The following is a 25,580-nucleotide window of genomic DNA, read 5'->3' as shown; positions in this document are numbered from 1 at the left end:
TTCTCCTTTTGGGGGAATTAAAAGCATATAGCTAAACTGACTTAGGCTTACCGACAACCGTCATCCCGCTACGTGTTAGCGGAATCTATACCGCGAATAGACTTCTAACGCGAATTCTGGATTAAGGAAGGAAGAAAGTATAGGAAATAGAAGGCTTTTTGGATTTGATGGAATAGGAAATGAGAGTAGAAAAGATATGAACCAAAAAATTAACAGGGGATCTATGGCGAGTGTGTTCAATTTCTAACGCGAATTCTGGATTAAGGAAGGAAGAAAGTATAGGAAATAGAAGGCTTTTTGGATTTGATGGAATAGGAAATGAGAGTAGAAAAGATATGAACCAAAAAATTAACAGGGGATCTATGGCGAGTGTGTTCAATTTCTAGTCTATTTTTTAGGTAACCAAAAACAGTCTCAATGATAGACCTTTTTCTCAGTAAAATCTTCTCATTTAGCGAAATCAATGCATTTTTCATACCTTTTTTCACCTTGGTAACAAGTTTCAAACCTCGGTCAAACAGCTTCTGAAAAAGCTCTTTTGCAATATAACCTTTGTCACCAAACAAAAGGCCGGTTAATTTTTCCGTCAGATTTGGCACAGGTATCCTATCATCAACATTGCCTTTTGTTAGCGTAAGTGAATGAATTTCACCATTTTCATTGATTACCATATGTAATTTGAAACCAAAAAACCAGCCGTAAGTACTCTTGCTTAATTTTGCAATTCCAGCAAAAACTTTGTTTTGGATATTCTTTTTGCATGACAAACTGCAATGGGAGTTGTGTCTATATATGAAATTCCAGTGTTTTCTGACTGTCCACAAAGCCAATGCAACAACATTGCTAAATGCCACAAAACCCTAGGCTTTAGAGCAACAAACCTGGTATATGAAGGCAACTTTGGAAACTCTGATTTGTAGAGCAACGTTAGGTAATGTAGATAGAAAGTTTTGAAATTTTTACACGGAGATTGTTGATATAGCAGGATTATTGTCATGATTTCGGAGTGCTCAATTTCCGTTGTTCTTGTGGGTTTTTTACCATTTGGCAGTAGTTTACCTGCAAAATTTTTCTCTATATCTCTGCAAAAATCATCGACCAAACAAAACAGTTTGTTATATCTTCCATGGTTAACCTCATCTGTTTTTTTATAACTGCTGAGTTTACCCTGTTTTCTTGCCTTTTCTATTCTCCTTTAATCCAGAATTCGCGTTAGAAAGGGAGTCAGGCGATTTAGTGTATGATAAGCAAAAGCATGTAAAGTGTTACACAACAAAGCTATCATATGATGATGTGCATATTTACAATAACGATAAAGTTTCAACATTTAGCATAAAATACGACGTGCCAAATGATCCGAAATACAGTTTAAATATAACATTTACAAAGGTTAATGATAATAAACCAGGATTTTGGCAAAAATTTAAAAACATGTTTTAACCTGACCGTTCACTGGTTTTTACTCAATCAACCAACTACATTCTGTAATATTTGGGACGTCAAAAATTGACTTTATTTTTCTTGAGCTTTTTTTAATTTAAAATAAATACAGAAGCTTGTATCTTGAAATTTGCTGCAAGTGCAATTGCTTTCTAGCTATCTTTTATGGTATCTGTTCAGCTAAGCGGTGTGAGAGATAATATAGCTAAACTGACTTAGATTTACCGATAATTTGAAAAACAAAAATTCGTCATTCCGCTACTTGTTAGCGGAATCTATGCTGAGATACCGCGGCGGTATGACGTAGGAAAACCTTTCTTGGGTTAGCTATATCAGTTAATATTAAATTTTTATAATTAAAAAATATGCTATTTTTTAAAACTTTCATTCTCCTTGACTCTGTCAACTTCACAAAACAACTCTTGGACCAAATGTATCTGGCATAACACCTTTTGGTAACTTGCTACTTCTTTTTTTTCCGCATCTCCAACAACGGCCATTGATATTCCACCACATAAGGCTTAATTTTTGGTAGATCAACTTTTTTATGAATAATACTATGCTTCTCCTTAAATTGACCATTTCCCCTAAACGCTATTAGCTTCCTTAAAACTTACATTAATGCCTATTTTGCCTAAACTGAAGCGTTTTTTCCAATTTTTTCTAGCATCAACTCAGCAGCTTTTTGTTCAGCAATCTTCTTACTAGAAGCGCATGCAGAAACTTTACCATAATCTTCTATGCAAACTGATATAGTAAATTCAGGATTGTGTGCTGGTCCAGTTTGTTTTACAAGCTCATATTCTGGTAAAGGCAATTTGCTTTTCTGAGTCCACTCTTGCAGTGAGGTTTTAGGATCTTGAGGGGGGTCAAGCATACTTTTAGCTAGCTTTTCCCAATATTGGATAATAAATTTTTCAACATTTTCAAGCCCGCCATCAATATAAATTGCACCTATTAGTGCTTCAAGCGAGTTTTCTAAATTTTTTAGGTTACATCTTCCTCCATTGCAGCGTTCACTATTATTCATGATGATAAAACTGCCTAATTTTATCTCTTTAGCAACATTAGCAATGGTGTTGCCACAAACTAAATCCGTCTTTCTTTTTGCCAATGCTCCTTCTTTTTCTTCAGGAAATAGTTTAAACAGTATGGCAGATACGACCATATTCAAAACACTGTCGCCCAAAAACTCTAGTCTTTCGTAGCTTACGATCTGGTTTTTGCTATTCCTTTTATTTACGCTTGGGTGAGTTAGTGCCTCTTCTAATATTGCATAATTTGTAAATTTATAATCAATGATCTTAGATATTGCATCATTCAAACTCTTCATACCCATTATTTAAAATAAAAGCACTTTCTACCACCTTTATACCAGAGAATTAGTTTTATTTTATTAAAATAATACCACCAACTTCCAAAATTAATGTATACAACCCACCACCTCACTAATGTTACTAAATCCATCTCTCCTTATTAGTTCTGCAAGTTCTAGATTAATTTTGTTTACAACTTGAGGTCCGTGGTATATGAGAGCAGTGTACAACTGCACCAAAGAAGCTCCTGCCTTTATTTTTTTATATGCATCAGCACCACTTGAGATTCCTCCGCACCCTATCAATAATATTTTGCCCTTAGTAAATTTGTACATATCGCCCAATAACTCGGTTGAAAGTTTGAACAGTGGTTTGCCACTCAATCCGCCACTTTCGTTGTGGTGGGAATGCAGATTATCTCTACTTACCGTAGTGTTGCTTACTGTTAATCCGTCAATCTTATATTCCAACGCAAGCTCAGCGATATTTTCTTTCGTTTGCTGATCTATATCTGGTGAGATTTTTAATATTATTGGTATGGATTTAGAATTATCAATTGATTTCCGGATGGATTTCAACAATTCCGATAATTCTTGCTTATTGTGCAGATTGCGTAAATTAGGCGTGTTTGGGGATGAGATGTTCAGCACTATATAATTGCTTTTTCCATATACCATCTTTATTAAATCAACATAATCACGGATTTGGTCTTTCGATGCACTATTTTTTCCTATATTTATACCAAAAATGCAGTCATCAAGCTTGGTTTCATCTATTTGTTTAAGAAAATAGTCTATTCCTTTATTGTTAAATCCCAATCTGTTAATTACCCCTTGATCTTTAATTAACCGAAAAATTCTTGGTTTTTTGTTTCCATATTGTGGATTACGAGTTACAGTACCAGTTTCAATAAACCCAAAACCAAATGAAAGCATAGGCTTTATAACTTCTGCATTTTTGTCAAAACCTGCAGCCAAGCCTACGGGGCTTCTGAGCTTATTACCAAAAAAATTCACACTCAAAGATTCTGGTAGCTCTATAGGATTCTTATAAGGTATTTTCTTTAATGCCATGATTGCCAAAGAGTGAGCAACTTCAGGCGGCAGTAAAAACAATAAATTACGTAATATCATTTTGTAAAACACTTTGCTTATTTTTAGTTTATTTTTTACCATAAAACGCTATTAACGCGAATTCTGGATTAAGGAAGGAAGAAAGTATAGGAAATAGAAGGCTTTTTGGATTTGATGGAATAGGAAATGAGAGTAGAAAAGATATGAACCAAAAAATTAACAGGGGATCTATGGCGAGTGTGTTCAATTTCTAGTCTATTTTTTAGGTAACCAAAAACAGTCTCAATGATAGACCTTTTTCTCAGTAAAATCTTCTCATTTAGCGAAATCAATGCATTTTTCATACCTTTTTTCACCTTGGTAACAAGTTTCAAACCTCGGTCAAACAGCTTCTGAAAAAGCTCTTTTGCAATATAACCTTTGTCACCAAACAAAAGGCCGGTTAATTTTTCCGTCAGATTTGGCACAGGTATCCTATCATCAACATTGCCTTTTGTTAGCGTAAGTGAATGAATTTCACCATTTTCATTGATTACCATATGTAATTTGAAACCAAAAAACCAGCCGTAAGTACTCTTGCTTAATTTTGCAATTCCAGCAAAAACTTTGTTTTGGATATTCTTTTTGCATGACAAACTGCAATGGGAGTTGTGTCTATATATGAAATTCCAGTGTTTTCTGACTGTCCACAAAGCCAATGCAACAACATTGCTAAATGCCACAAAACCCTAGGCTTTAGAGCAACAAACCTGGTATATGAAGGCAACTTTGGAAACTCTGATTTGTAGAGCAACGTTAGGTAATGTAGATAGAAAGTTTTGAAATTTTTACACGGAGATTGTTGATATAGCAGGATTATTGTCATGATTTCGACGCGAATTCTGGATTAAAGGAGAATAGAAAAGGCAAGAAAACAGGGTAAACTCAGCAGTTATAAAAAAACAGATGAGGTTAACCATGGAAGATATAACAAACTGTTTTGTTTGGTCGATGATTTTTGCAGAGATATAGAGAAAAATTTTGCAGGTAAACTACTGCCAAATGGTAAAAAACCCACAAGAACAACGGAAATTGAGCACTCCGAAATCATGACAATAATCCTGCTATATCAACAATCTCCGTGTAAAAATTTCAAAACTTTCTATCTACATTACCTAACGTTGCTCTACAAATCAGAGTTTCCAAAGTTGCCTTCATATACCAGGTTTGTTGCTCTAAAGCCTAGGGTTTTGTGGCATTTAGCAATGTTGTTGCATTGGCTTTGTGGACAGTCAGAAAACACTGGAATTTCATATATAGACACAACTCCCATTGCAGTTTGTCATGCAAAAAGAATATCCAAAACAAAGTTTTTGCTGGAATTGCAAAATTAAGCAAGAGTACTTACGGCTGGTTTTTTGGTTTCAAATTACATATGGTAATCAATGAAAATGGTGAAATTCATTCACTTACGCTAACAAAAGGCAATGTTGATGATAGGATACCTGTGCCAAATCTGACGGAAAAATTAACCGGCCTTTTGTTTGGTGACAAAGGTTATATTGCAAAAGAGCTTTTTCAGAAGCTGTTTGACCGAGGTTTGAAACTTGTTACCAAGGTGAAAAAAGGTATGAAAAATGCATTGATTTCGCTAAATGAGAAGATTTTACTGAGAAAAAGGTCTATCATTGAGACTGTTTTTGGTTACCTAAAAAATAGACTAGAAATTGAACACACTCGCCATAGATCCCCTGTTAATTTTTTGGTTCATATCTTTTCTACTCTCATTTCCTATTCCATCAAATCCAAAAAGCCTTCTATTTCCTATACTTTCTTCCTTCCTTAATCCAGAATTCGCGTTAAGAGTGCCCGAGAGAAGACTTGAACTTCCACAACTTAAAAAGTTACTAGCACCTGAAGCTAGCGCGTCTACCAATTCCGCCACCCGGGCTTTTTATAGTTTACTATGTTAAAGTTAAATAATATACTTAAACAATTTTTAGTTCAAAGGTAATGCCAAATCTAGATCAAATATTTTTCGCTCAAAACAATGTTAATATTAATAACGTATATAAAATAGTCAATAGCGCTTTGAGCAATAGCGATGGTGGTGAGCTGTTTCTAGAATTTTGCCAGTCGGAGTCCCTGCTTTTTGAGGATAACATATTAAAACACATGGACTTGAATACTAGAAGGGGATTTGGTTTAAGGTCTTTTTGTGAGGATAGTACATCTTTCGTTTGTTCTTCTGAGATTAGCGAAAAAGAAATTAGTAATGCTGCTTCTATGGTAAAAAGCTCAGTGTCTTTAAACAAGACAAATTCAATAAATTTAAACGAAGAGACGACAAGCCTATATTCGAGGATTAACCCCATAAATGAAATGGATCTGAATTCAAAGATTAAACTACTCAATGAGGTTAATGAGTATGTAAGGTCCAAAAATAACTGCGTGAAGCAAGTAAAAATAACTTTAAGTGGAGAATGGCAAGTCGTACAAATAATAAAAGGTGATCACAGATTAAGCGATATCAGGCCTCTGGTACGTTTCAATGTGCTAGTCATTGTAGAAAAAGATGGTCGTACCGAAAGAGGTTCTGCAGGGCATGGTGGAAGGGACTCTTATAGTAAGTTTATTTCTGAGAAAAAGTGGAAAGAAGTTGCAAACCAAGCGTTAGAACAAGCACTGGTAAATCTTGAAGCAATTCCAACTCCAGCCGGAGAAATGACAGTCGTTTTAGGTCCAGGCTGGCCAGGAATATTGTTACACGAAGCCGTGGGTCATGGACTTGAGGGCGACTTCAATCGTAAAAAAGTTTCAGCATTTTCAAATTCTGTGGGTAAACAAGTAGCGGCTAGTGACATCACAGTAGTTGATGACGGAACTCTGCCTAATTTGCGTGGCTCTATCAGCGTAGACGATGAAGGCACTCCACCCAGTTATAATATATTGATAGAGAATGGGATCCTCAAAGGATACATGCAGGATCATATGAACGCTAAACTCATGGGTGTAAATCCAACCGGTAATGGTAGAAGAGAAAGTTATAAAGAAGTTATTATGCCGCGCATGACAAACACCTATATGCTGCCTGGAAAACATACACCGGAGGAAATAATATCTAGCGTAAAGAAAGGTCTATATGCAGTAAATTTCGGTGGTGGGCAAGTTGATATAACGTCAGGAAAATTTGTTTTTTCATCTTCGGAAGCTTACCTAATAGAAAATGGTAAAATTACACAGCCAGTCAAAGGAGCAACACTAATTGGTGACGGTCCAACAGTGTTGAAAAAAGTATCTATGGTTGGTAATGATCTAAAGTTGGATCCTGGTGTTGGCACATGCTCAAAAGATGGACAAAATGTACCCGTTGGAGTTGGTCAGCCGACACTCAAAGTCGACGCAATAACTGTTGGTGGAACTGAGATATAGATAAGGGCTAAAACGGATTCCAGCGTATGACGTACAATTGTACAAACATTGTAGCCGTTATCCAAGTAGCCTGCAGAAACGAAAAAACTTACTTGACACCCTTTGCCAGCCCCCTTATCATAAATATGAAGCTATTTATTTATCTTTTCTGTACAGATTAAATAACAAAAAAACTCAACGTATTTGGCGTCTCATGTTTAATTTTTTGCACTATGTGCACCTTATGTCTTTATCAAATTTCTGGGTTTTTACCTACATAAGCTGAAAAGCGCTTAAAACATAAAAAAACGCCAACTTAAAAAATGGATAGTGAGTAATTAGCTACCCTAGGGTTTCTTTTGCCTTTTTTTCTGTTTAGTAAATTTCTTAACGTTTATAATTTAGATTAGTTGCGGCTTAAAAGCAGCTGAGTCGCGGTTATTAAGTGTTTAGAATGAAAAAACGCCATACTTGAAAGTATAATGTAAGTAACTAGCCAACCACGGGGTTTCTTTTGCCTTTTTTTTCGCTTGGTAAATTTCTTAATATTTATAGCTAAACGACAACCGTCATCCCGCTACGTGTTAGCGGCTAAGAGATACCGCGGCGGGACTCCGCCAACAATATTGCAAGAAACCTGAAACTAGAGAAAACTATTTTCCAAAAGCTTCTACAAAAAGAACGGAGAGTTGAATTTATTTATAACGCGAATTCTGGATTAAAGGAGAATAGAAAAGGCAAGAAAACAGGGTAAACTCAGCAGTTATAAAAAAACAGATGAGGTTAACCATGGAAGATATAACAAACTGTTTTGTTTGGTCGATGATTTTTGCAGAGATATAGAGAAAAATTTTGCAGGTAAACTACTGCCAAATGGTAAAAAACCCACAAGAACAACGGAAATTGAGCACTCCGAAATCATGACAATAATCCTGCTATATCAACAATCTCCGTGTAAAAATTTCAAAACTTTCTATCTACATTACCTAACGTTGCTCTACAAATCAGAGTTTCCAAAGTTGCCTTCATATACCAGGTTTGTTGCTCTAAAGCCTAGGGTTTTGTGGCATTTAGCAATGTTGTTGCATTGGCTTTGTGGACAGTCAGAAAACACTGGAATTTCATATATAGACACAACTCCCATTGCAGTTTGTCATGCAAAAAGAATATCCAAAAACAAAGTTTTTGCTGGAATTGCAAAATTAAGCAAGAGTACTTACGGCTGGTTTTTGGTTTCAAATTACATATGGTAATCAATGAAAATGGTGAAATTCATTCACTTACGCTAACAAAAGGCAATGTTGATGATAGGATACCTGTGCCAAATCTGACGGAAAAATTAACCGGCCTTTTGTTTGGTGACAAAGGTTATATTGCAAAAGAGCTTTTTCAGAAGCTGTTTGACCGAGGTTTGAAACTTGTTACCAAGGTGAAAAAAGGTATGAAAAATGCATTGATTTCGCTAAATGAGAAGATTTTACTGAGAAAAAGGTCTATCATTGAGACTGTTTTTGGTTACCTAAAAAATAGACTAGAAACGCGAATTCTGGATTAAGGAAGGAAGAAAGTATAGGAAATAGAAGGCTTTTTGGATTTGATGGAATAGGAAATGAGAGTAGAAAAGATATGAACCAAAAAATTAACAGGGGATCTATGGCGAGTGTGTTCAATTTCTAGTCTATTTTTTAGGTAACCAAAAACAGTCTCAATGATAGACCTTTTTCTCAGTAAAATCTTCTCATTTAGCGAAATCAATGCATTTTTCATACCTTTTTTCACCTTGGTAACAAGTTTCAAACCTCGGTCAAACAGCTTCTGAAAAAGCTCTTTTGCAATATAACCTTTGTCACCAAACAAAAGGCCGGTTAATTTTTCCGTCAGATTTGGCACAGGTATCCTATCATCAACATTGCCTTTTGTTAGCGTAAGTGAATGAATTTCACCATTTTCATTGATTACCATATGTAATTTGAAACCAAAAACCAGCCGTAAGTACTCTTGCTTAATTTTGCAATTCCAGCAAAAACTTTGTTTTTGGATATTCTTTTTGCATGACAAACTGCAATGGGAGTTGTGTCTATATATGAAATTCCAGTGTTTTCTGACTGTCCACAAAGCCAATGCAACAACATTGCTAAATGCCACAAAACCCTAGGCTTTAGAGCAACAAACCTGGTATATGAAGGCAACTTTGGAAACTCTGATTTGTAGAGCAACGTTAGGTAATGTAGATAGAAAGTTTTGAAATTTTTACACGGAGATTGTTGATATAGCAGGATTATTGTCATGATTTCGGAGTGCTCAATTTCCGTTGTTCTTGTGGGTTTTTTACCATTTGGCAGTAGTTTACCTGCAAAATTTTTCTCTATATCTCTGCAAAAATCATCGACCAAACAAAACAGTTTGTTATATCTTCCATGGTTAACCTCATCTGTTTTTTTATAACTGCTGAGTTTACCCTGTTTTCTTGCCTTTTCTATTCTCCTTTAATCCAGAATTCGCGTTTCAAGCGTTCCACCAGAAGAGGAGAGAAAATTATCCAGATCTTCAAGCTTTGATGAAGGATATGATAGCAATGAGGAGAATTGTGATAATGATTTATCTTCCAAAAGTCCTATGAGTTTGTTTGAGGAGGTGGAGGTGGAAAAGAGTAGAAATGTAGGTAGCTCGCCTTTTCTCGGTTAGGTTGGAGAAAGTGAAAAATACAGGTTCGAAAGCATTATTGTGAAGATGGTTGGGGTTAAGTTGCAACTTAAGTGGGGTGCAAAAGGTCTTTTGTGTTGATAATAATTTAAAATCTATAGTAGACTGAAAAAGATTATTAAATTATAATATAACATATGATAAAAGACGAGAAATCGAAAACAATTTTTGAAGTGGAAGGGGCAGTAACTGCTTTACTACCTGCAGCAGAATTTAGAGTGAAACTGGACAATGAACATGAGATTATCTGTCATGTATCAGGGAAAGTGAGAAGAAGTAAAATACGCATCATTATAGGGGATAGGGTGTTAGTTGAGATGAGCATTTACGATAGGAATGCGAAAAAAGGTCGGATCATTAGAAGGCTTAAAGGTACAAGTGACAGAACGATCTCTAAATAATCTTATTCTTGCTTCATCATCGAAAAGGCGTATAGCTTTACTAAAACAAATAAATATTGAGCCAGGTTTGATTTTGCCAGCAGACATAGATGAAGCCCCTTTAAAAAAGGAACTTCCGAAGGATTACTCAATCCGTATGGCAAAAAGTAAAGCTGAGAAAATACGAAGTTCAAATCCAAATTACTTTGTGCTTGGTGTTGATACAGTTGTTGCTTGTGGTAGAAGGATATTGCTTAAAGCTGAAAACGTTGAGCAAGCAGAAAAATGCATCCGCTTGTTATCAGGAAGAAGGCATAGAGTATATACTAGTGTATGTCTATTAACTCCCGATCAATCCAAACAACATATTAGGACTGTGGTTACAATAGTGAAATTTAAACGTCTCAGTGAACAAGAAATTAAGTATTATTTAGTATCAGAAGAGTGGAAAAATAGGGCAGGGGGATGCAATATACAAGGCCTAGCTGGAGTGTTCGTATTGTTCTTACGCGGCTCCTACTCTTCTGTTATAGGGTTACCGTTGCATGAAACCTATTGTTTGCTAAGCAATTATTTTAACCTCAATTTATATTGAAATACCTTTATTGGTATCTTTTTTTTGTTGTGACTCAGCAATACGTTTAGTCCAATCCAGTGGTCTTTTATTTCTGTTACCTAATGCGATTCTATCGCGATCATAACTATCAGTGTGTTCTGTTAAAGTATCTTCTCTTTCTTCTTTTATTACTCCAACTTCCAGTTGTATCTTATCTTTTTCTAGCAATTTATATAGTTCGCTATTTTTATCTACGGTTGGACTAGTGTCAGGATTTTCTCGTTCTGCCACTGTTTTTACATCTGTTGAACTATCTTTTAGTAACCAGGCTGCCAATAAATGTTCTTTAGTTTGTTCACTAATTCCTCTTTGATCCACTGGTTTTAGTGGGAACTTCTGAGTTTCTTTATCCAACTTACTGGTAAATTCCGTAAGTAGAGTGTCATCTTTTTGTTCAACATTCATTAGGCTCGCTTTTAACTGTTCAGGATTTACTTGAGATTGTTCATGATTGGCATGAATTGGAGATGAATAGCCCGAATCATTTGTTTTTACATCTGTTGAACTGTCTTTTAGCAATCCATCTTCTCTCAAGCGTTTTTTAGTTTCTTCGCTAATCTGACTCTGATCAGCTGGTTTTAACCCGAGATTTTCTTGACCTAATGTATTTTTAAGTTCTTCAAATAGAGTTAGATTAATATGTTCTTCTAATTTCCTTCCTACCTGTTTTAAATCTGTTTGAGATTTACTATCATTATTAGTTGGAGATATATAGCCTGAATCACTTATACTATTTGGTGTTGAAGCAGAGACATTAACGGTTGGACCTTCCACTGTTTTTACATCTGCTAAATTGTCTTTTTGCAACCCATCTTCTTTATCTTGTGACAGTTTATCAGTAGGATCAACTTGCCTTAATCCTCTATTATCTTGCTGTGATCTATCTCTGATTTCTTTAAGAAGATTTTCAGGCGGAGTTTGATCACTTTGTTCAATGTTCTCTAAGCTCCTCTTTGGCTGCTCAGGATCTACTTGAGGTTGAGCATGAATTTGAGATGAAGAGCCCGAGTCACTTTTGCTATTGGGTTTTGGAACAGAAAATGACTGTTCACTTTCTTTCCACTCAGCACCACTAGCACTTTGGTTATCACTGTTATATATATCTGGATCTGGAGAAGGTGAATAAGGAATTCTGTCCTTTAATGTCTCTAACGGTGATGGGTTATTTTTTCTACTTCCTGCAATTGATGTTTCTCTATCATAAACATCAGTGTGCCGTAAGTTGTTTTTCTTGAAATTCCTGATCTCTTGTAATAGATCGCTTTTGCTATTTCCTTCTTGTTGCGGGATTTCAGGTTGTTGCTGATCATTAGGTGTTTGCTCACTTCTATCTGGTTTTTGGCTTCCAGGTACAGCATATCCAAATGTAGGATTGTCATAACGTCCATCTTCTTGCCTATTATCTTGATTGTGGCTTACAGACTTGGTGAAAGTAGAACTATCTGAAGGATCAGAAGTTGCACCTTTTTGCTGATCATTAGGTGTTTGCTCACTTCTATCTGGTTTTTGGCTTCCAGGTACAGCATGTCCAAATGTAGGATTGTCATACCGTTCATCTTCTTGCCTATTATCTTGATTGTGGCTTACAGACTTGGTGAAAGTAGAACTATCTGAAGGATCAGAAGATGGAAAATCATAGTTATCTCTACTATCAGACCGTGATACAGTGGTTGCACCTTTTTGCCGATTATTAGGTGTTTGCTCATTTCCGCGCAAGCCATCTGGTTTTTGGCTTCCACTCCCTTGCTCATTGAAAACATCTTTTTCAGGTGTAGTTCTAAGTGGTGGCAGTGGAGGGGTCTGAGACCCAATTTCTCGATTCATATGAGTAGCTTGGTGTTTTTGAACAGGTTTTTTGACCTCTTGTTCAATATCTCTACTGTTACTTTTTATTGCGATTTCAGATGATTTGTTAAGGGCTTGATTGTCTTTTCCGTCATGTTGCACCTCATTCACTTTTCCTTTTTCCCTGAATTCTATTTCATGCAAGAATAAACCACCTATTTTTACGTCTTTATTTGCTTTTAGCTGATCTTCAGTAACGCCATTACCTTCAATAAGTTCTATACCATCTTTATCAATATTGATTTTGATAGTACACTTTTCCCCATTCACATACCAATTTAGCGTCATCTCATATGAACCATCGGTTACGACATAATGTCTTATTTTTTTCCCTCCTTCCTCGGCAACAAAACCATGCATTCCGCTCTTTCCATCACTATGCAACGTTGAAAATCCCGAGATTCCATTCTTCTGACAAAAATCACTGTTTAAAAATTCGCTGATTTTGAACTCTTTCTTGTTATCCTCCAGTGTAATACTTGCATGATTACCATATATTGAAACTTTTTTATCTTCAACATCATCATTAATGTTATTAGCACTAGTAATATATTTATTCAACTCTTCTTTAGCTTTATCTTCAAGCTCTTGTCTAGCTGTCTTGTCGCATTCCTGAAGAATAACTCCACATGCTTTATTTTTGTCTTTATCTTCGTTCCAATCCCAATCGGCGCGTTCTGTTAAAAACTTTACTGTGTTAAAATCAACTCTAGCATTATAAATTGGGTCGTCCTTTTTATCAAATAAAGGAAAAAATTCTTGAATGCGCTCATTATAAATGTGTTCTTGTTGTGTATCGTTAGTGCTCATATACCCCTCACTAATAACCCTCTGCCTTTAGTTCTAGCTAATACTAGCTAATATAATTATCACGAGCATTGGTTGAATTTTTATTAAGGAAGGTTGTGTTGTTACTCAGATGGCAACTTTTAGTTGGCGCCTAATTTTAAATATCTGTTGCTCATAGTGAATACTTCTGGATCTTTAGAAGTTAGCTTGAGTATAGCAAGTATGTTGATAAACAACAAAGCAGCAATCGAGATATCAGCGACATCCCATAGCAACCGGACTTTACCTATCGCACCAAGCGGAATGATCATGGTAAAAATTACAATCCAGATTTTAGTGTATTTATTATCCATAGACACATAACGTATTGTCTGTTTTGAGCAAAAAAACCAAGTAAAAATAGTAGTGAAAGCAAAACAAAACATTATGGCCATAATTAAATAGTCAATATAGGGCCAATTCATAGCTTTTCTAAAAGCAAATATGCACATGTTAGTACTCTCTAAATCAGTGACCCAAGAATCTGTGACAAGCAGTACCATTGTTGTAATAAACACTATGAATGCAACTATAAAAGGCGATATTATTGTGATTAGGCTCTGTTCAATAATAAATTTATTGTTATTTTTCTTAGGAACAATTGAAGAGTGCACGATTCCTTCGAGGCCAAGCCCTATATCTGTTGCAAAAATACCTCGCAAAGTTCCGACTTGAATAATAGTCAACATTTCTAAAATCAAACCTAGAGATAAACCAGAATTAAAGCTACTAGTTGTAAAAAAACTGCTTGTTATTAATTTTAGAGAAGGAAGGATATTTTCACTAAACTTAAATAATATGATACCGCAAAGTATGAGGTAACTTACCGTCATTATCGGTATCATAGCCGATATAAAAATTTTAATTTTTTTAAAGCTGAGAGCTGCAACAACAAAAAATATTATGGCCATTACAATGCCACCAACAACTGCAGGCACATCTATCATGTTAAGTGGTATTGATAGAGAATTTACCTGAACAAGGTTACCAACTGTTATTGAAACCATCATCATAACAACTAGAAACACAATTGTAGCTTTTCTAGAGTTAAATGCATCAGCCATGTAGGCTACGGGGCCACCTATAAACCGTCCGTTCTTTTCCTTTCTGGTTTTTATACTTAGATAACAAGTGACATATTTTATCACAGAAGTGATAACAATAATTATCGCCATCCATAAAATAGAGCCCGGTCCCCCGGTTTTTAGAGCAACAGCAGTTCCTGAAATATTTCCTACTCCTAAATTTCCCCCTAAGATTGTAAACAGGGCGGCTATAGAAGAAAATTTATTTTCTCCTTTTTTAGCTCCAAGGAGTGAAAGGGCGTATGGTAATCTAAATATCTGTAGCCATTTTAGTTTAACCGATAGGTAAACACCAGCAACTAGCATGAGTAATATTGTTGGCAGTAATAAAACAAACTTTACTGTATCCATCTGTAAAAGTGAGTGTTTTGACTTAAGTATACATACAAAAGTTGAAAATACCTAACCTATTTTCTATGGGAGTTCGTATGACTTCGTTTCTGTCATCCTAGCACCCCTTTCCTGTCATCCAAGTAGCTGATACTGGGACCAGTTTTCCATATCAAAAAATTTTTTTTTAACATAATACTAGCTGCTCTCATACTCAGTTTTTAGTCAAAGTCAGTGTCAAGCTCTACAAACGCGAATTCTGGATTAAAGGAGAATAGAAAAGGCAAGAAAACAGGGTAAACTCAGCAGTTATAAAAAAACAGATGAGGTTAACCATGGAAGATATAACAAACTGTTTTGTTTGGTCGATGATTTTTGCAGAGATATAGAGAAAAATTTTGCAGGTAAACTACTGCCAAATGGTAAAAAACCCACAAGAACAACGGAAATTGAGCACTCCGAAATCATGACAATAATCCTGCTATATCAACAATCTCCGTGTAAAAATTTCAAAACTTTCTATCTACATTACCTAACGTTGCTCTACAAATCAGAGTTTCCAAAGTTGCCTTCATATACCAGGTTTGTTGCTCTAAAGCCTAGGGTTTTGTGGCATTTAGCAATGTTGTTGCATTGGCTTTGTGGACAGTCAGAAAACACTGGAATTTCATATATAGACACAACTCCCATTGCAGTTTGTCATGCAAAAAGAATATCCAAAAACAAAGTTTTTGCTGGAATTGCAAAATTAAGCAAGAGTACTTACGGCTGGTTTTTTGGTTTCAAATTACATATGGTAATCAATGAAAATGGTGAAATTCATTCACTTACGCTAACAAAAGGCAATGTTGATGATAGGATACCTGTGCCAAATCTGACGGAAAAATTAACCGGCCTTTTGTTTGGTGACAAAGGTTATATTGCAAAAGAGCTTTTTCAGAAGCTGTTTGACCGAGGTTTGAAACTTGTTACCAAGGTGAAAAAAGGTATGAAAAATGCATTGATTTCGCTAAATGAGAAGATTTTACTGAGAAAAAGGTCTATCATTGAGACTGTTTTTGGTTACCTAAAAAATAGACTAGAAATTGAACACACTCGCCATAGATCCCCTGTTAATTTTTTGGTTCATATCTTTTCTACTCTCATTTCCTATTCCATCAAATCCAAAAAGCCTTCTATTTCCTATACTTTCTTCCTTCCTTAATCCAGAATTCGCGTTAATAGGTTACCGCAGTTTCAATAAGCATCACCAGAGGATTCTCTATATAATGCTTAAAGGCATTTAAAAACTTTGCTCCGAGTGCCCCATCAACTGCTCTATGGTCAACAGAGAGCGTTACTGTCATTATTTCTGCTATTTCTATTTTCTCATTCATAACAATTGGTTGTTTTTTAGATGCACCAACTGCCATAATGCAAGATTGCGGCGGATTGATTATAGCACTGAAGGCTTTTATACCAAACATCCCTAAGTTGGAGATAGTAAACCCTCCTCCTTGAAACTCTTCAGGTTTCAATTTTCCAGATCTTGCTCTGCTTACTAAATCTTTCACTTCTTTTGATATAGATAAAATACCCTTTTTATCAGCATTTTTTACTATAGGAGTAATTAGCCCATCTTCAAGTGCCACAGCGATTGAAATATCTATATTTGAATATCTCAGTATTTTATTATCTATCCACGAAGAATTTATATCAGGAAATTTTTTCATACTGAAGGCCACAGCTTTTATTACTAAGTCATTGATTGTTACTTTATTGTTTTCATCTGCTGAGTTAATCTCGTTTTTTAACGATATTAACTTATCAACCTGGCAGTCTATAGCTAAATAAAAATGTGGAACATTCTGTTTTGATTCAGTCAGGCGCTGCGCTATCACTTGGCGTATGTTGCTTACTTCAACTATGGTATCTTTCTCAGGACTTTCAGTGTGTATACCACTGCCTAAAGACTCCAACACATCAGCCTTAATTATGCGACCATATGGTCCTGTACCTTTTAATTGCTGCACATTAACCCCTTCATTTTGAGCTATTTTCTTAGCTAATGGGCTTATTTTTATTCTACCTTCTACATAACCATCTGTCATCTGAGTAGCTGACACTGGTTCTTTTCTTCTGGATTCCAGCGTCACGCGCTGGAATGACACCGAAGAATGACTTGTTGGCTTTCCGTTTAAATCTTGGTGTTCTGATTTTTGATTATCAACAGCACTTTTTGTCACTTCCTTTTTAACTGCACTATTGATGGAAGTTGAGGTATAGTTATTAAGCACACTGCTATCTTCTCCTTCTTCCAGCATTAAAGCTATTGGTTGATTTACAGGTACGCCACTTGTTCCTTCTGTTACTAAAATTTTTGCTACAACTCCTTCATCTACAGATTCAAACTCCATTATGGCTTTATCAGTCTCTATCTCAGCAATTACGTCGCCTACTTCAACTTTATCTTGTTCTTTTTTATGCCACTTTACAATTTTTCCTCCAGTTTTGCTCATTGTCGGTGAAAGAGCAGGCATTAATATTTCTATAGGCATTAATTTTGCATTTAAAGATCTATTCAATTTTTAATTTACTCTTTATCTTATGTCAATCTAATCGTGAATTATGATGAACAAATCTGTTACACTATCACTCACGTCATCCCAGTGCGTGACACTAGGATCTTGGTTCAGTACTATTATCCTATTATTTTTATTATTTAGCCATAGCTTGTTTGCTAATAACTTTGTTTCAACCAAATCAAATAAGATCAACATGAGAACGGGGCCAGGGTTTCACTATCCTGTAAAATGGATATACACTTGCAAAAATCTGCCCCTGAAAGTGATAGAAGAGTTTGAGAGTTGGAAAAAGGTCTGTGATATATATGAAGACTGCGGATGGATAAAAGGCAATCTGCTTAGTGATAAGCACTACGCGATTGTAAAAGAAGACGCTTATGGATATCAAAAACAGAGTGTAGACAGCAAGATTACTATGAAAATAGACAAGTTTATTGTAATGAAAATAGAAAAGTGCAACGAAGAGTGGTGTTTTCTTTCTACCCCAAAACGTAAAGCATGGGTACAAAAAAAACATATATACGGAGTTGATTAAGTTGAAAAAGGATCTGGACTAACGCTAGTTTCCGGACCTTCTGTAGCAGGCTCTTCAGATGAAGCAGAGGGTTCTTGAGGCTCTGGAGACTGTACAGGGCTATCACAGAAACTTTTTAACATCTCCTCAGCAGATGAATCTAAAATTTGTACAATAGACTTTTCACTCTGCTCTTTTAGCGATTGATCCATTCTAGAAATCAACTCAGAAAACTCGCTACCTGATTTTTCAGCTTCACTTTTTATTTTACTTTCTATACTTGCAATATTACCTTGATCAATTTCTCCTTTTGTTATGTTGAATGAATTTGCAACATCTTGATACTTGATCTTGCAATCACTACCGCCAGTTATACAAAGAGCAATAGAATTAGATATTTCACTTGCAGCCCACTTGTGTATAGTGTAAGCCAAATAATTGGCATGGTATTTAATGCTAAATTGTTGTTCTATTAGCTCAGAAATTTTATTCTTTAGAGACATAAAGTACCCTCCTCTTACATTCGTTATACCTTTTTGTTAAGATACAGCAATTACACCATTTACTACATGCTTTACTTTAATTAATTATTAAAATGAGAGCATAATTTTCAGAGCTATATCTTTTTACCTTAACAATTCTTTTTTGATTTCCTCTTCAATCATCTTAATTATACTCGTGTCAGCATCACCTGTCAAAAAATCCCTAACATTCCCGAGATCATATCGATTTCCTATCATTTTTTCAATAGCATCATCTATTATGTTTATGTCAAATCCCTTTATAATAGGCGTTATCTTCACATACCCTGCAGAGCCTTTACCATAAATTCCTTTGCTTTTATCAATGCAACCACCTGCACCAGGTTTACTGCTTCTAAAACCCATTCTACACTCTACTGTTTCATACTTGATTTCACCATTTTCTATATACGCTATCCTATTATCTTCAGTAACCCGCAATCCTGTTATTGTTTTTTTTGCTTTTGATTTTACACTATCATCAATTATTGTTTCCATATAATTCCTATACCGACCTTTATACTCATACTCTTTATAGATACCTCCACCTCCCATAGTGATTAAATCCTTGCACTCTTGTTTGCCTACACGACACTTTCTTATAAAAATAGGACCCCCATCCTTATCTGTGTATCTCTTTTCTCTGTTACCTCCTCCCTCTGAAGCTTCAATGTCAAAGATAGGATAATCAAGATCAATTTCCAATTCAGCTTTAATATAATCTCCTGGCATTCCTGCTCTAGTTTCAGTGGAACAGGCATTCTTCTTGGTGGCATCATCTACATAAGATCCGCAGTAAGTGGGTGTATCTTTTATGTGACCTGCTTCACCACATCCCCACACTTCTATTTCAACATGGCTAGATGACATTTGTGAGCCATCCACATCATGATTTCCACTTCCAAAATCATGGGACTTTTCGCTCTTTTTTTCCAGTTCTTTCTCGATTATCTCTTTTAATTTCTCTTGTAATTTTTTCTCTTTTAATTTCTTTTTGAGACCTTCTAAATCGAACCTACACAATTTATCAGCGTAAAAGACCTCTGTTCTGTTTGCTTTAATTGGTGCTTCTTGTTGCGTGACAACGCCATTTGCATCTTGTGAAATCTTTGTATAAAAAGATTGGGTGTTTTCTTTGTCTACATATCGTGTTGAACGGCTGCATGTTCCATTAAAGCAGATGCAACCATCATCACCTTGCTCACATCCTTCTTTATGCTCTGTATCTATCAACTTATATACTACTTTGACTTTACCGCTGTCAAAGTATTCATCTATCTTTTCACCTTTACTTTCATCTACACAATAACTGCATTCTCCCTTCTTCTGCTTATTTTCGTCGGGGAAGAAAACATACCCTTGCTTATTAAATATTATTTTATCCAACTGATCTTGAGGTCTTCTTAAGAGGTCTACTATTTCCTCGCTTGGGAGATAATAAAATTGATTTGATTCCTTGGAGTAAACAGCATTGTATTTAGTATATCTTGTTCCCTTTAATTTTAGTGGTATTATTTTATTTTCTCTTTTAAGAACAAACTCCTCTGGTTCTGGCTGCCATCCAGAAAGACAAAGCATTTTACTGTTAGAATTTCCTTTATACTTTACTTCTATTTCCGGCTGCCCAGAGTTATTAAATTCACATTGAATAGATTTGTCTTTCAACTTTTTCTCAAAATCATTCAAACTATAAAAACTTCCGCCTTTAGAACATTTAACTTGCACATCAGGAACATAGCCATATTCTTTCAGAACTTTAAATTGTTGCGGATTACTTTCTAATATACCTTCTATAATATTATCAATATTACTATCAGTTGTTTTTGCTACTATTGCTGGTTTTACTACTTCCAAAGATAGAGGGCCAATGTTTACAGCGGTATTAACATTAAAAGTACATAAACCATCACTGTAGGTTCCACGTGCTTCATAAGTACAAGCGCTCTTGCTCATCTTCATTCTTATCTTTAACGTGTCACTCTGCTTTCCAGACGTGTTACTTTGTACTATTTCTACTACTTCAGGCTCTGGAGCAGGTGGTGCCGGGAAACAGCGGGCGAATTGCGGATTTTTTTCATCTATACTTTTAGTTCCATGGTATTCAGCGCAGAGCTTATCTTTTTCTCTATAGGTCTTGAAGTCATACGTGGTGCCATATTTGTCTTTAATAGGGTGCTCCTTAGCTTTATCTTTTCCATACTCTTTAGGGAAATCTAATTTTTCTCCAATCTCTCCGTCTCTTCCTTTCAGATCACCAATTATTACCTTAACCTTAGGATCAAAGTAATCATTGTCTTTATCTGTTATAGGAACAATTCTAACTTGTGGAAGCGACATTGCAAGTTGTTCACAAAATCGAGGAGGACCAGGTGCAAGTGGAACAGGAGCACATTTTATTTCTGTTTGATAGCAAGTATCACAAACGTTTTCCATATCGCCTGGGCGGAAAATATTATATCCTGAAAATGCTTTAGCACCCCATGTAGAAGCACCACTCATACAAGCACCTTTTTGCATGCAAGCACATATCTTAGGAGAATTAGCAAATTTCTCTTTTTCTTCATCAGTTAGACCATCTGCCCATTTCCATTTAAGACCTTCTCCCATTTTTGCACAAATGGATGTCTTATTTCCTTCCCAATCAATGAAAGTCATTGCAGAAACACCAGCACCGGAAGCTTGAGTTGTGCCATTGCCATATATTATTTTACATGAAGTTCCACTATATAATTCATAGCAATACTCCGGATAATTCTCTCCACCCTTACTGCATACCTTAATTTTCGGATTGAAATAACCATCAATGCCTTGATCTTTTATAGCTATAACTTGGATCTCTTTACGCCATCCTGTCCATCCAAATGTTGAAGAAACTTCAGTATTACTTTTCGCATTCCATGGGCAATCAGCAGACCCTTGATATGAAAGACCAAGTATCAAAAAGAACATCAATAAGAAATTAAGCTTTACACTTCTCATAAAACACCGGTAACCACTCATTAACTTCTTCTCCTTTTTCCTTTATTGCCTCATACATATACTTTATAGTCTCTTTGTTAGCTGAAAGTACATGTATTTCTTGCATATTCTTTAAATCTAAATTTAAAGTTACTAACCCTTTATACTGCTTTATCAAAAATAAACCTTCCTGCGTTGGTGTTTGCAGAATTATATTCAGCTCCTCTTTAGATAAAGAAAATGCTTTCATGTATAATCTATTTGCATTGACGTTCGGCATCAAGATTCTTGTATCAACATGTTTATCTAAATATTGAGTAAATTTGCTAGCAAATGCGAGATTTAAATTTTCAGTACTTAGGATTACCACAACATTTAGTTCCATCATTCTTTGCATCCAGTTATCAAACTCTTTCTCTGTAGGAAAAATATTACTTATCTCCCATGCTTCATCCAAAACAAGTATTGCAGGCGAGCCATTACATTTTGCCTCAAAAGAATATAAAAAATAGTAAAGTATCACGGACATACATTCTTTTCGTTTTGTGAGGTTTGCAGTGTTGAGAGATATAATTTTTGTTTCCCAGTCAATATCTGATTCATCACCATCTTGAAATAAGTAAGCAAACTCACCACCGTCACACCATCTATTTATCTTACCCCCAAGGAGCAAGAGCACCTCAGAAATTTGTGAAATAGAACGTGATTCCTTGGGTATAGCAAATATAGAATCCACGATTTTTCTTATCTTTTCTTCTACGTCCACCAAGCTCGTATCGGCTACCATTTTTTTGATCAGCTCAACCAACATATTGCGATTGGAAGCACTATCTTCAATGTTTAGTGGATTAAATTTTAGGCTTTTGTCCTTATACTTCGGATCGATTATATAATATTTACCACTCACTGCTTTAGTAAAAATTATTGATTTTCCAGTGTTATCCAATATGACAATTCTTGGGTTAAACTTTCTTGATTCTGATAATAGGAAATTAATGAGTGAAGTTCTGCCTGAATTTGGAGCTCCAAGTATCGTAGTGTGACCATTGTTTTTTTTCCCATGAAAATTAAAGAAGTAAGGATTTCCTTCTTTTGAGAAAAAAACTGTTACCACTTCTTTCCACCTTCCTCCTTTTAATGTACCTGACGTAAAATCATGCAGCATAGCAAAACTGCAAGCATATTTTGCTAATATATTTTTCGGTTGTGTAATGAAAGTAAAATTGCCCGGAAGTTGTGCCCAAAAATGACTTTCCATATGTAAATCAGTTCTAAACATCATGAAGCCAATCAATGACATTATGGAAGATAAATCACTAATATTTTCGGCTAACTTATTCCTATCGTCTGCAAATATTGTAAAAATAATTTTCTGTTGGCAGAAGTCTATACTAGAGGTCTTTTCAAGCTCTATTATTTCTTCAATTCCTGAATTTTTAAGTAAGGTATTATCCTCGCTAATTTGCAGCATGTTAATTTGTTTGTTAAATTCTTTTATTGCTTTACTATTACTAGTAAATATCATTATTTCTGTAATGATAAATTCAGATTCAAGCTGCAAGCACCTATCTATATTGCCTAAGGGGATTTCTCGGTATTCCTTTATGCTGAAAATAGAGCCAAATTTCTGTTGATTCTCAAAGATTGTTTGAAACGTATTGAAACCAAAAGCTATTTTAAAATTTCTAATATATTGCGACAGGTCCCCTTCATGTATTGGATAATCTTTGTGTGTTAATGTAACAATATAGTGGAGAAATTCTATCATTTCAGAATATATTTTACCTTCACTAAACCTTAGACCCAGTTTTTTAGCTCCAAAAGGTCCTAAATCATTTTGAATTAAGTCAGTTATCTTTTGCAACTCTTGGTGGCTTTCTTGTAAAGACAGCTTATGCTTATTCTTTATTCTATTAAAAAAAAATGAATTATTAGTACGCTTGCCAAAATCGCTAAACAATATTACAATATATAATTCATTTATATACCGTAATTTACTATCAGTAAGTTTATCAAACCGCGCTGAATGTAGCTTATCAGAGAAGTCTTCAGTTTTATTCCATTTTAAGCTCAACTTATTGCGCTTTCTAACGGTATGAATCCAAACGGTAAAATATAGGCTATTAATATTTTTTGATATGCTTTTTCTAATTTCAGTTCTAAGGTCGCTGTAGTTATCAACAGAAGAATAATCTTCTAACTTGATTATTTTTAACAATTCTCCCTGTTTTGTTAGTATGGTTTCTTCATCGTAATGACAAGCATACGGAATGAAATCTAAATCAATGCTTTCTAGTAATGCTAAGTTGTTCTTTTTTTCAAACTTAGAGTTAATCGCTGGTACTTTTAGCTGCATATGCGTATTCAATAAAGATAATTAAAAAAGATAAAAATACTATCTTAATTTTTATCTTTTTTTTCGCTATCGGATTGTAATTTTATATCTTTTGCAAAGTTAAATTTTTCTTTTAAGTAGTCTGTTGCCTTTTCTGTACTACCGAACATCAGGACCAGTACACCAAACATTATCATAAAAAAGATTAGACCTCTGAACACTACTGCAAGTATCACCGCAGCTATACACAACCCTATGATTGTTGAAGGACTCATATTTTCTACAGTATCTTTAATTGAAAATGAAGAAATAAAATTTTTTACCGTTTCTTGTACATCCTTTAACTCATCACTCACCGAACTTGCTTCGCTAGAATATGATACAAAAATGAAACTTAATAAGGCTATAAAAACCAAAACTTTATTCAATTGAATGCGCATCAACTAAACACCTTTTAAACATTCCTCAAATATAACAACTTTTATATCAATAGGCAAGAACTGAATTCACTTATCCACTACAAACGCGAATTCTGGATTAAAGGAGAATAGAAAAGGCAAGAAAACAGGGTAAACTCAGCAGTTATAAAAAAACAGATGAGGTTAACCATGGAAGATATAACAAACTGTTTTGTTTGGTCGATGATTTTTGCAGAGATATAGAGAAAAATTTTGCAGGTAAACTACTGCCAAATGGTAAAAAACCCACAAGAACAACGGAAATTGAGCACTCCGAAATCATGACAATAATCCTGCTATATCAACAATCTCCGTGTAAAAATTTCAAAACTTTCTATCTACATTACCTAACGTTGCTCTACAAATCAGAGTTTCCAAAGTTGCCTTCATATACCAGGTTTGTTGCTCTAAAGCCTAGGGTTTTGTGGCATTTAGCAATGTTGTTGCATTGGCTTTGTGGACAGTCAGAAAACACTGGAATTTCATATATAGACACAACTCCCATTGCAGTTTGTCATGCAAAAAGAATATCCAAAAACAAAGTTTTTGCTGGAATTGCAAAATTAAGCAAGAGTACTTACGGCTGGTTTTTTGGTTTCAAATTACATATGGTAATCAATGAAAATGGTGAAATTCATTCACTTACGCTAACAAAAGGCAATGTTGATGATAGGATACCTGTGCCAAATCTGACGGAAAAATTAACCGGCCTTTTGTTTGGTGACAAAGGTTATATTGCAAAAGAGCTTTTTCAGAAGCTGTTTGACCGAGGTTTGAAACTTGTTACCAAGGTGAAAAAAGGTATGAAAAATGCATTGATTTCGCTAAATGAGAAGATTTTACTGAGAAAAAGGTCTATCATTGAGACTGTTTTTGGTTACCTAAAAAATAGACTAGAAATTGAACACACTCGCCATAGATCCCCTGTTAATTTTTTGGTTCATATCTTTTCTACTCTCATTTCCTATTCCATCAAATCCAAAAAGCCTTCTATTTCCTATACTTTCTTCCTTCCTTAATCCAGAATTCGCGTTACCCCTACCTGGAAAAGCATTTGCTACTGACTTCTTTTCGTTATATTTTTTATCCACTTACCTAATACGTTAGAGCTTATACCTAGATCTTTTGCTACTTTCGAAATTGTTTCTCCTCTTTCTTTAAAAAGTTTTACAGCTTCTTCTTTCAACTCTGCTGTATATTCTCTTCCATTTGACATATTGTACC

At 35.1% G+C, this 25,580-nt stretch carries 19 protein-coding genes, 1 tRNA gene and 6 pseudogenes; 9 read left to right on the top strand and 17 right to left on the bottom strand.

Going from position 1 to position 25,580, the window contains the following annotated elements; all coding sequences use genetic code 11:
• Window positions 1-121: 121 nt before the first annotated feature.
• The 7 genes and pseudogenes from AAGD95_RS05860 to AAGD95_RS05830 form a co-directional block, all read right to left on the bottom strand.
• The gene (locus AAGD95_RS05860) at window positions 122-379 is read right to left on the bottom strand and encodes a hypothetical protein (protein ID WP_341818347.1); all 258 of its coding nucleotides are present in this window, start codon (window positions 377-379) and stop codon (window positions 122-124) included.
• Window positions 261-1,111 (bottom strand): annotated as a pseudogene (locus AAGD95_RS05855) (IS982 family transposase). The gene AAGD95_RS05860 and the pseudogene AAGD95_RS05855 overlap by 119 nt, the downstream one beginning before the upstream one ends.
• 746 nt (window positions 1,112-1,857) lie before the next feature.
• Window positions 1,858-1,993: pseudogene (locus AAGD95_RS05850) on the bottom strand (IS66 family transposase); the annotation flags it as partial.
• An 81-nt stretch (window positions 1,994-2,074) separates the two neighbouring features.
• Complete coding sequence (gene rnc, locus AAGD95_RS05845) at window positions 2,075-2,773, bottom strand: ribonuclease III (RefSeq protein ID WP_341818855.1); 699 nt, start codon at window positions 2,771-2,773, stop codon at window positions 2,075-2,077.
• 90 nt (window positions 2,774-2,863) lie between these two features.
• The gene (locus AAGD95_RS05840) at window positions 2,864-3,931 is read right to left on the bottom strand and encodes a quinone-dependent dihydroorotate dehydrogenase (RefSeq protein ID WP_341818451.1); all 1,068 of its coding nucleotides are present in this window, start codon (window positions 3,929-3,931) and stop codon (window positions 2,864-2,866) included.
• A 26-nt stretch (window positions 3,932-3,957) separates the two neighbouring features.
• Window positions 3,958-4,700: pseudogene (locus tag AAGD95_RS05835) on the bottom strand (IS982 family transposase); the annotation flags it as partial.
• Window positions 4,657-4,788, bottom strand: a complete 132-nt coding sequence (locus AAGD95_RS05830) for a hypothetical protein (protein ID WP_341818450.1) — start codon at window positions 4,786-4,788, stop codon at window positions 4,657-4,659. The gene AAGD95_RS05830 and the pseudogene AAGD95_RS05835, both read right to left, overlap by 44 nt.
• A gap of 15 nt (window positions 4,789-4,803) precedes the next feature.
• Here AAGD95_RS05830 and AAGD95_RS05825 point away from each other — a divergent pair.
• Window positions 4,804-5,654 (top strand): annotated as a pseudogene (locus tag AAGD95_RS05825) (IS982 family transposase).
• A gap of 20 nt (window positions 5,655-5,674) precedes the next feature.
• Here the strand turns inward: AAGD95_RS05825 and AAGD95_RS05820 are convergent.
• Window positions 5,675-5,759 (bottom strand) — tRNA-Leu (locus tag AAGD95_RS05820).
• Between the two features lie 62 nt (window positions 5,760-5,821).
• Between AAGD95_RS05820 and tldD the strand changes: the two genes are divergently transcribed.
• Window positions 5,822-7,240 carry a metalloprotease TldD gene (gene tldD, locus AAGD95_RS05815; RefSeq protein ID WP_265026344.1) on the top strand — a complete coding sequence of 473 codons (1,419 nt, stop codon included), beginning with the start codon at window positions 5,822-5,824 and terminating at the stop codon, window positions 7,238-7,240.
• Between the two features lie 785 nt (window positions 7,241-8,025).
• Window positions 8,026-8,774: pseudogene (locus AAGD95_RS05810) on the top strand (IS982 family transposase).
• Here the strand turns inward: AAGD95_RS05810 and AAGD95_RS05805 are convergent.
• A pseudogene (locus AAGD95_RS05805) lies at window positions 8,771-9,621 on the bottom strand (IS982 family transposase). The pseudogenes AAGD95_RS05810 and AAGD95_RS05805 sit on opposite strands and share 4 nt — an antisense overlap.
• 15 nt (window positions 9,622-9,636) lie before the next feature.
• On the opposite strand from AAGD95_RS05805, the gene AAGD95_RS05800 reads away from it, so the two are divergent.
• The 3 genes from AAGD95_RS05800 to AAGD95_RS05790 all read left to right on the top strand — a co-directional run bounded on the left by AAGD95_RS05800 (window position 9,637) and on the right by AAGD95_RS05790 (window position 10,897).
• Window positions 9,637-9,777: a hypothetical protein gene (locus tag AAGD95_RS05800; protein WP_341818449.1), complete on the top strand. Its 141-nt coding sequence runs from the start codon at window positions 9,637-9,639 to the stop codon at window positions 9,775-9,777.
• 282 nt (window positions 9,778-10,059) lie between these two features.
• Window positions 10,060-10,323, top strand: coding sequence for a translation initiation factor IF-1 (gene infA / locus AAGD95_RS05795; protein ID WP_164224845.1), 264 nt, complete (start codon window positions 10,060-10,062; stop codon window positions 10,321-10,323).
• Entirely contained in the window at window positions 10,301-10,897 is a 597-nt protein-coding gene (locus AAGD95_RS05790) for a Maf family nucleotide pyrophosphatase (protein ID WP_341818448.1), read from the top strand. Before infA ends, AAGD95_RS05790 begins: the two co-directional genes overlap by 23 nt.
• Here the strand turns inward: AAGD95_RS05790 and AAGD95_RS05785 are convergent.
• Together AAGD95_RS05785 and AAGD95_RS05780 are read right to left on the bottom strand one after the other, a co-directional pair.
• The gene (locus AAGD95_RS05785) at window positions 10,889-13,573 is read right to left on the bottom strand and encodes a hypothetical protein (RefSeq protein ID WP_341818446.1); all 2,685 of its coding nucleotides are present in this window, start codon (window positions 13,571-13,573) and stop codon (window positions 10,889-10,891) included. The genes AAGD95_RS05790 and AAGD95_RS05785 overlap by 9 nt on opposite strands.
• Before the next feature lie 119 nt (window positions 13,574-13,692).
• The gene (locus tag AAGD95_RS05780; RefSeq protein ID WP_341818445.1) at window positions 13,693-15,027 is read right to left on the bottom strand and encodes an alanine:cation symporter family protein; all 1,335 of its coding nucleotides are present in this window, start codon (window positions 15,025-15,027) and stop codon (window positions 13,693-13,695) included.
• A 331-nt stretch (window positions 15,028-15,358) separates the two neighbouring features.
• On the opposite strand from AAGD95_RS05780, the gene AAGD95_RS05775 reads away from it, so the two are divergent.
• Window positions 15,359-16,210 (top strand): IS982 family transposase, encoded by an 852-nt coding sequence (locus AAGD95_RS05775; protein WP_410542088.1) that lies wholly within the window; start codon window positions 15,359-15,361, stop codon window positions 16,208-16,210.
• A 13-nt stretch (window positions 16,211-16,223) separates the two neighbouring features.
• Here AAGD95_RS05775 and AAGD95_RS05770 read toward each other — a convergent pair whose 3' ends face one another.
• Window positions 16,224-17,543, bottom strand: a complete 1,320-nt coding sequence (locus AAGD95_RS05770) for a pyruvate dehydrogenase complex dihydrolipoamide acetyltransferase (RefSeq protein WP_341818854.1) — start codon at window positions 17,541-17,543, stop codon at window positions 16,224-16,226.
• 70 nt (window positions 17,544-17,613) lie between these two features.
• On the opposite strand from AAGD95_RS05770, the gene AAGD95_RS05765 reads away from it, so the two are divergent.
• The gene (locus AAGD95_RS05765; RefSeq protein ID WP_341818444.1) at window positions 17,614-18,105 is read left to right on the top strand and encodes an SH3 domain-containing protein; all 492 of its coding nucleotides are present in this window, start codon (window positions 17,614-17,616) and stop codon (window positions 18,103-18,105) included.
• On the opposite strand, the gene AAGD95_RS05760 is transcribed toward AAGD95_RS05765, so the two are convergent.
• From AAGD95_RS05760 to AAGD95_RS05745, 4 genes are all read right to left on the bottom strand, one after another.
• A complete protein-coding gene (locus tag AAGD95_RS05760) occupies window positions 18,102-18,587 on the bottom strand; it encodes a hypothetical protein (RefSeq protein ID WP_341818443.1) in 486 nt (161 codons plus the stop codon). The two genes, AAGD95_RS05765 and AAGD95_RS05760, sit on opposite strands and share 4 nt — an antisense overlap.
• 123 nt (window positions 18,588-18,710) lie before the next feature.
• Window positions 18,711-21,584 carry a hypothetical protein gene (locus tag AAGD95_RS05755; RefSeq protein ID WP_341818442.1) on the bottom strand — a complete coding sequence of 958 codons (2,874 nt, stop codon included), beginning with the start codon at window positions 21,582-21,584 and terminating at the stop codon, window positions 18,711-18,713.
• Window positions 21,565-23,919 carry a type VI secretion protein gene (locus tag AAGD95_RS05750; RefSeq protein ID WP_341818441.1) on the bottom strand — a complete coding sequence of 785 codons (2,355 nt, stop codon included), beginning with the start codon at window positions 23,917-23,919 and terminating at the stop codon, window positions 21,565-21,567. Before AAGD95_RS05750 ends, AAGD95_RS05755 begins: the two co-directional genes overlap by 20 nt.
• A 44-nt stretch (window positions 23,920-23,963) precedes the next feature.
• Window positions 23,964-24,338, bottom strand: a complete 375-nt coding sequence (locus AAGD95_RS05745) for a hypothetical protein (RefSeq protein ID WP_341818853.1) — start codon at window positions 24,336-24,338, stop codon at window positions 23,964-23,966.
• 194 nt (window positions 24,339-24,532) lie between these two features.
• Here AAGD95_RS05745 and AAGD95_RS05740 point away from each other — a divergent pair, with 194 nt between their 5' ends.
• Window positions 24,533-25,375 (top strand): IS982 family transposase, encoded by an 843-nt coding sequence (locus tag AAGD95_RS05740; RefSeq protein ID WP_341818192.1) that lies wholly within the window; start codon window positions 24,533-24,535, stop codon window positions 25,373-25,375.
• Between the two features lie 38 nt (window positions 25,376-25,413).
• On the opposite strand, the gene AAGD95_RS05735 is transcribed toward AAGD95_RS05740, so the two are convergent.
• Window positions 25,414-25,572: a transposase gene (locus AAGD95_RS05735; protein ID WP_341818440.1), complete on the bottom strand. Its 159-nt coding sequence runs from the start codon at window positions 25,570-25,572 to the stop codon at window positions 25,414-25,416.
• Window positions 25,573-25,580: the final 8 nt, after the last annotated feature.

The organism is Wolbachia endosymbiont (group B) of Ennomos erosarius (assembly GCF_964026905.1).
GTDB lineage: Bacteria > Pseudomonadota > Alphaproteobacteria > Rickettsiales > Anaplasmataceae > Wolbachia.
This window is presented reverse-complemented; position numbering and strand designations above follow the sequence as displayed.

What these genes read in the sequence shown, in the direction of transcription:
- rnc (WP_341818855.1), bottom strand. Translation starts at nt 2,773, where the DNA reads ATGAAGAGTTTGAATGATGCAATATCTAAGATCATTGATTATAAATTT.
- infA (WP_164224845.1), top strand. Translation starts at nt 10,060, where the DNA reads ATGATAAAAGACGAGAAATCGAAAACAATTTTTGAAGTGGAAGGGGCA.
- AAGD95_RS05840 (WP_341818451.1), bottom strand. Translation starts at nt 3,931, where the DNA reads ATGGTAAAAAATAAACTAAAAATAAGCAAAGTGTTTTACAAAATGATA.
- AAGD95_RS05760 (WP_341818443.1), bottom strand. Translation starts at nt 18,587, where the DNA reads ATGTCTCTAAAGAATAAAATTTCTGAGCTAATAGAACAACAATTTAGC.
- AAGD95_RS05785 (WP_341818446.1), bottom strand. Translation starts at nt 13,573, where the DNA reads ATGAGCACTAACGATACACAACAAGAACACATTTATAATGAGCGCATT.
- AAGD95_RS05830 (WP_341818450.1), bottom strand. Translation starts at nt 4,788, where the DNA reads ATGGTTAACCTCATCTGTTTTTTTATAACTGCTGAGTTTACCCTGTTT.
- AAGD95_RS05770 (WP_341818854.1), bottom strand. Translation starts at nt 17,543, where the DNA reads ATGCCTATAGAAATATTAATGCCTGCTCTTTCACCGACAATGAGCAAA.
- AAGD95_RS05755 (WP_341818442.1), bottom strand. Translation starts at nt 21,584, where the DNA reads ATGAGAAGTGTAAAGCTTAATTTCTTATTGATGTTCTTTTTGATACTT.
- tldD (WP_265026344.1), top strand. Translation starts at nt 5,822, where the DNA reads ATGCCAAATCTAGATCAAATATTTTTCGCTCAAAACAATGTTAATATT.
- AAGD95_RS05800 (WP_341818449.1), top strand. Translation starts at nt 9,637, where the DNA reads ATGGTTAACCTCATCTGTTTTTTTATAACTGCTGAGTTTACCCTGTTT.
- AAGD95_RS05780 (WP_341818445.1), bottom strand. Translation starts at nt 15,027, where the DNA reads ATGGATACAGTAAAGTTTGTTTTATTACTGCCAACAATATTACTCATG.
- AAGD95_RS05765 (WP_341818444.1), top strand. Translation starts at nt 17,614, where the DNA reads ATGATGAACAAATCTGTTACACTATCACTCACGTCATCCCAGTGCGTG.
- AAGD95_RS05750 (WP_341818441.1), bottom strand. Translation starts at nt 23,919, where the DNA reads ATGCAGCTAAAAGTACCAGCGATTAACTCTAAGTTTGAAAAAAAGAAC.
- AAGD95_RS05745 (WP_341818853.1), bottom strand. Translation starts at nt 24,338, where the DNA reads ATGCGCATTCAATTGAATAAAGTTTTGGTTTTTATAGCCTTATTAAGT.
- AAGD95_RS05735 (WP_341818440.1), bottom strand. Translation starts at nt 25,572, where the DNA reads ATGTCAAATGGAAGAGAATATACAGCAGAGTTGAAAGAAGAAGCTGTA.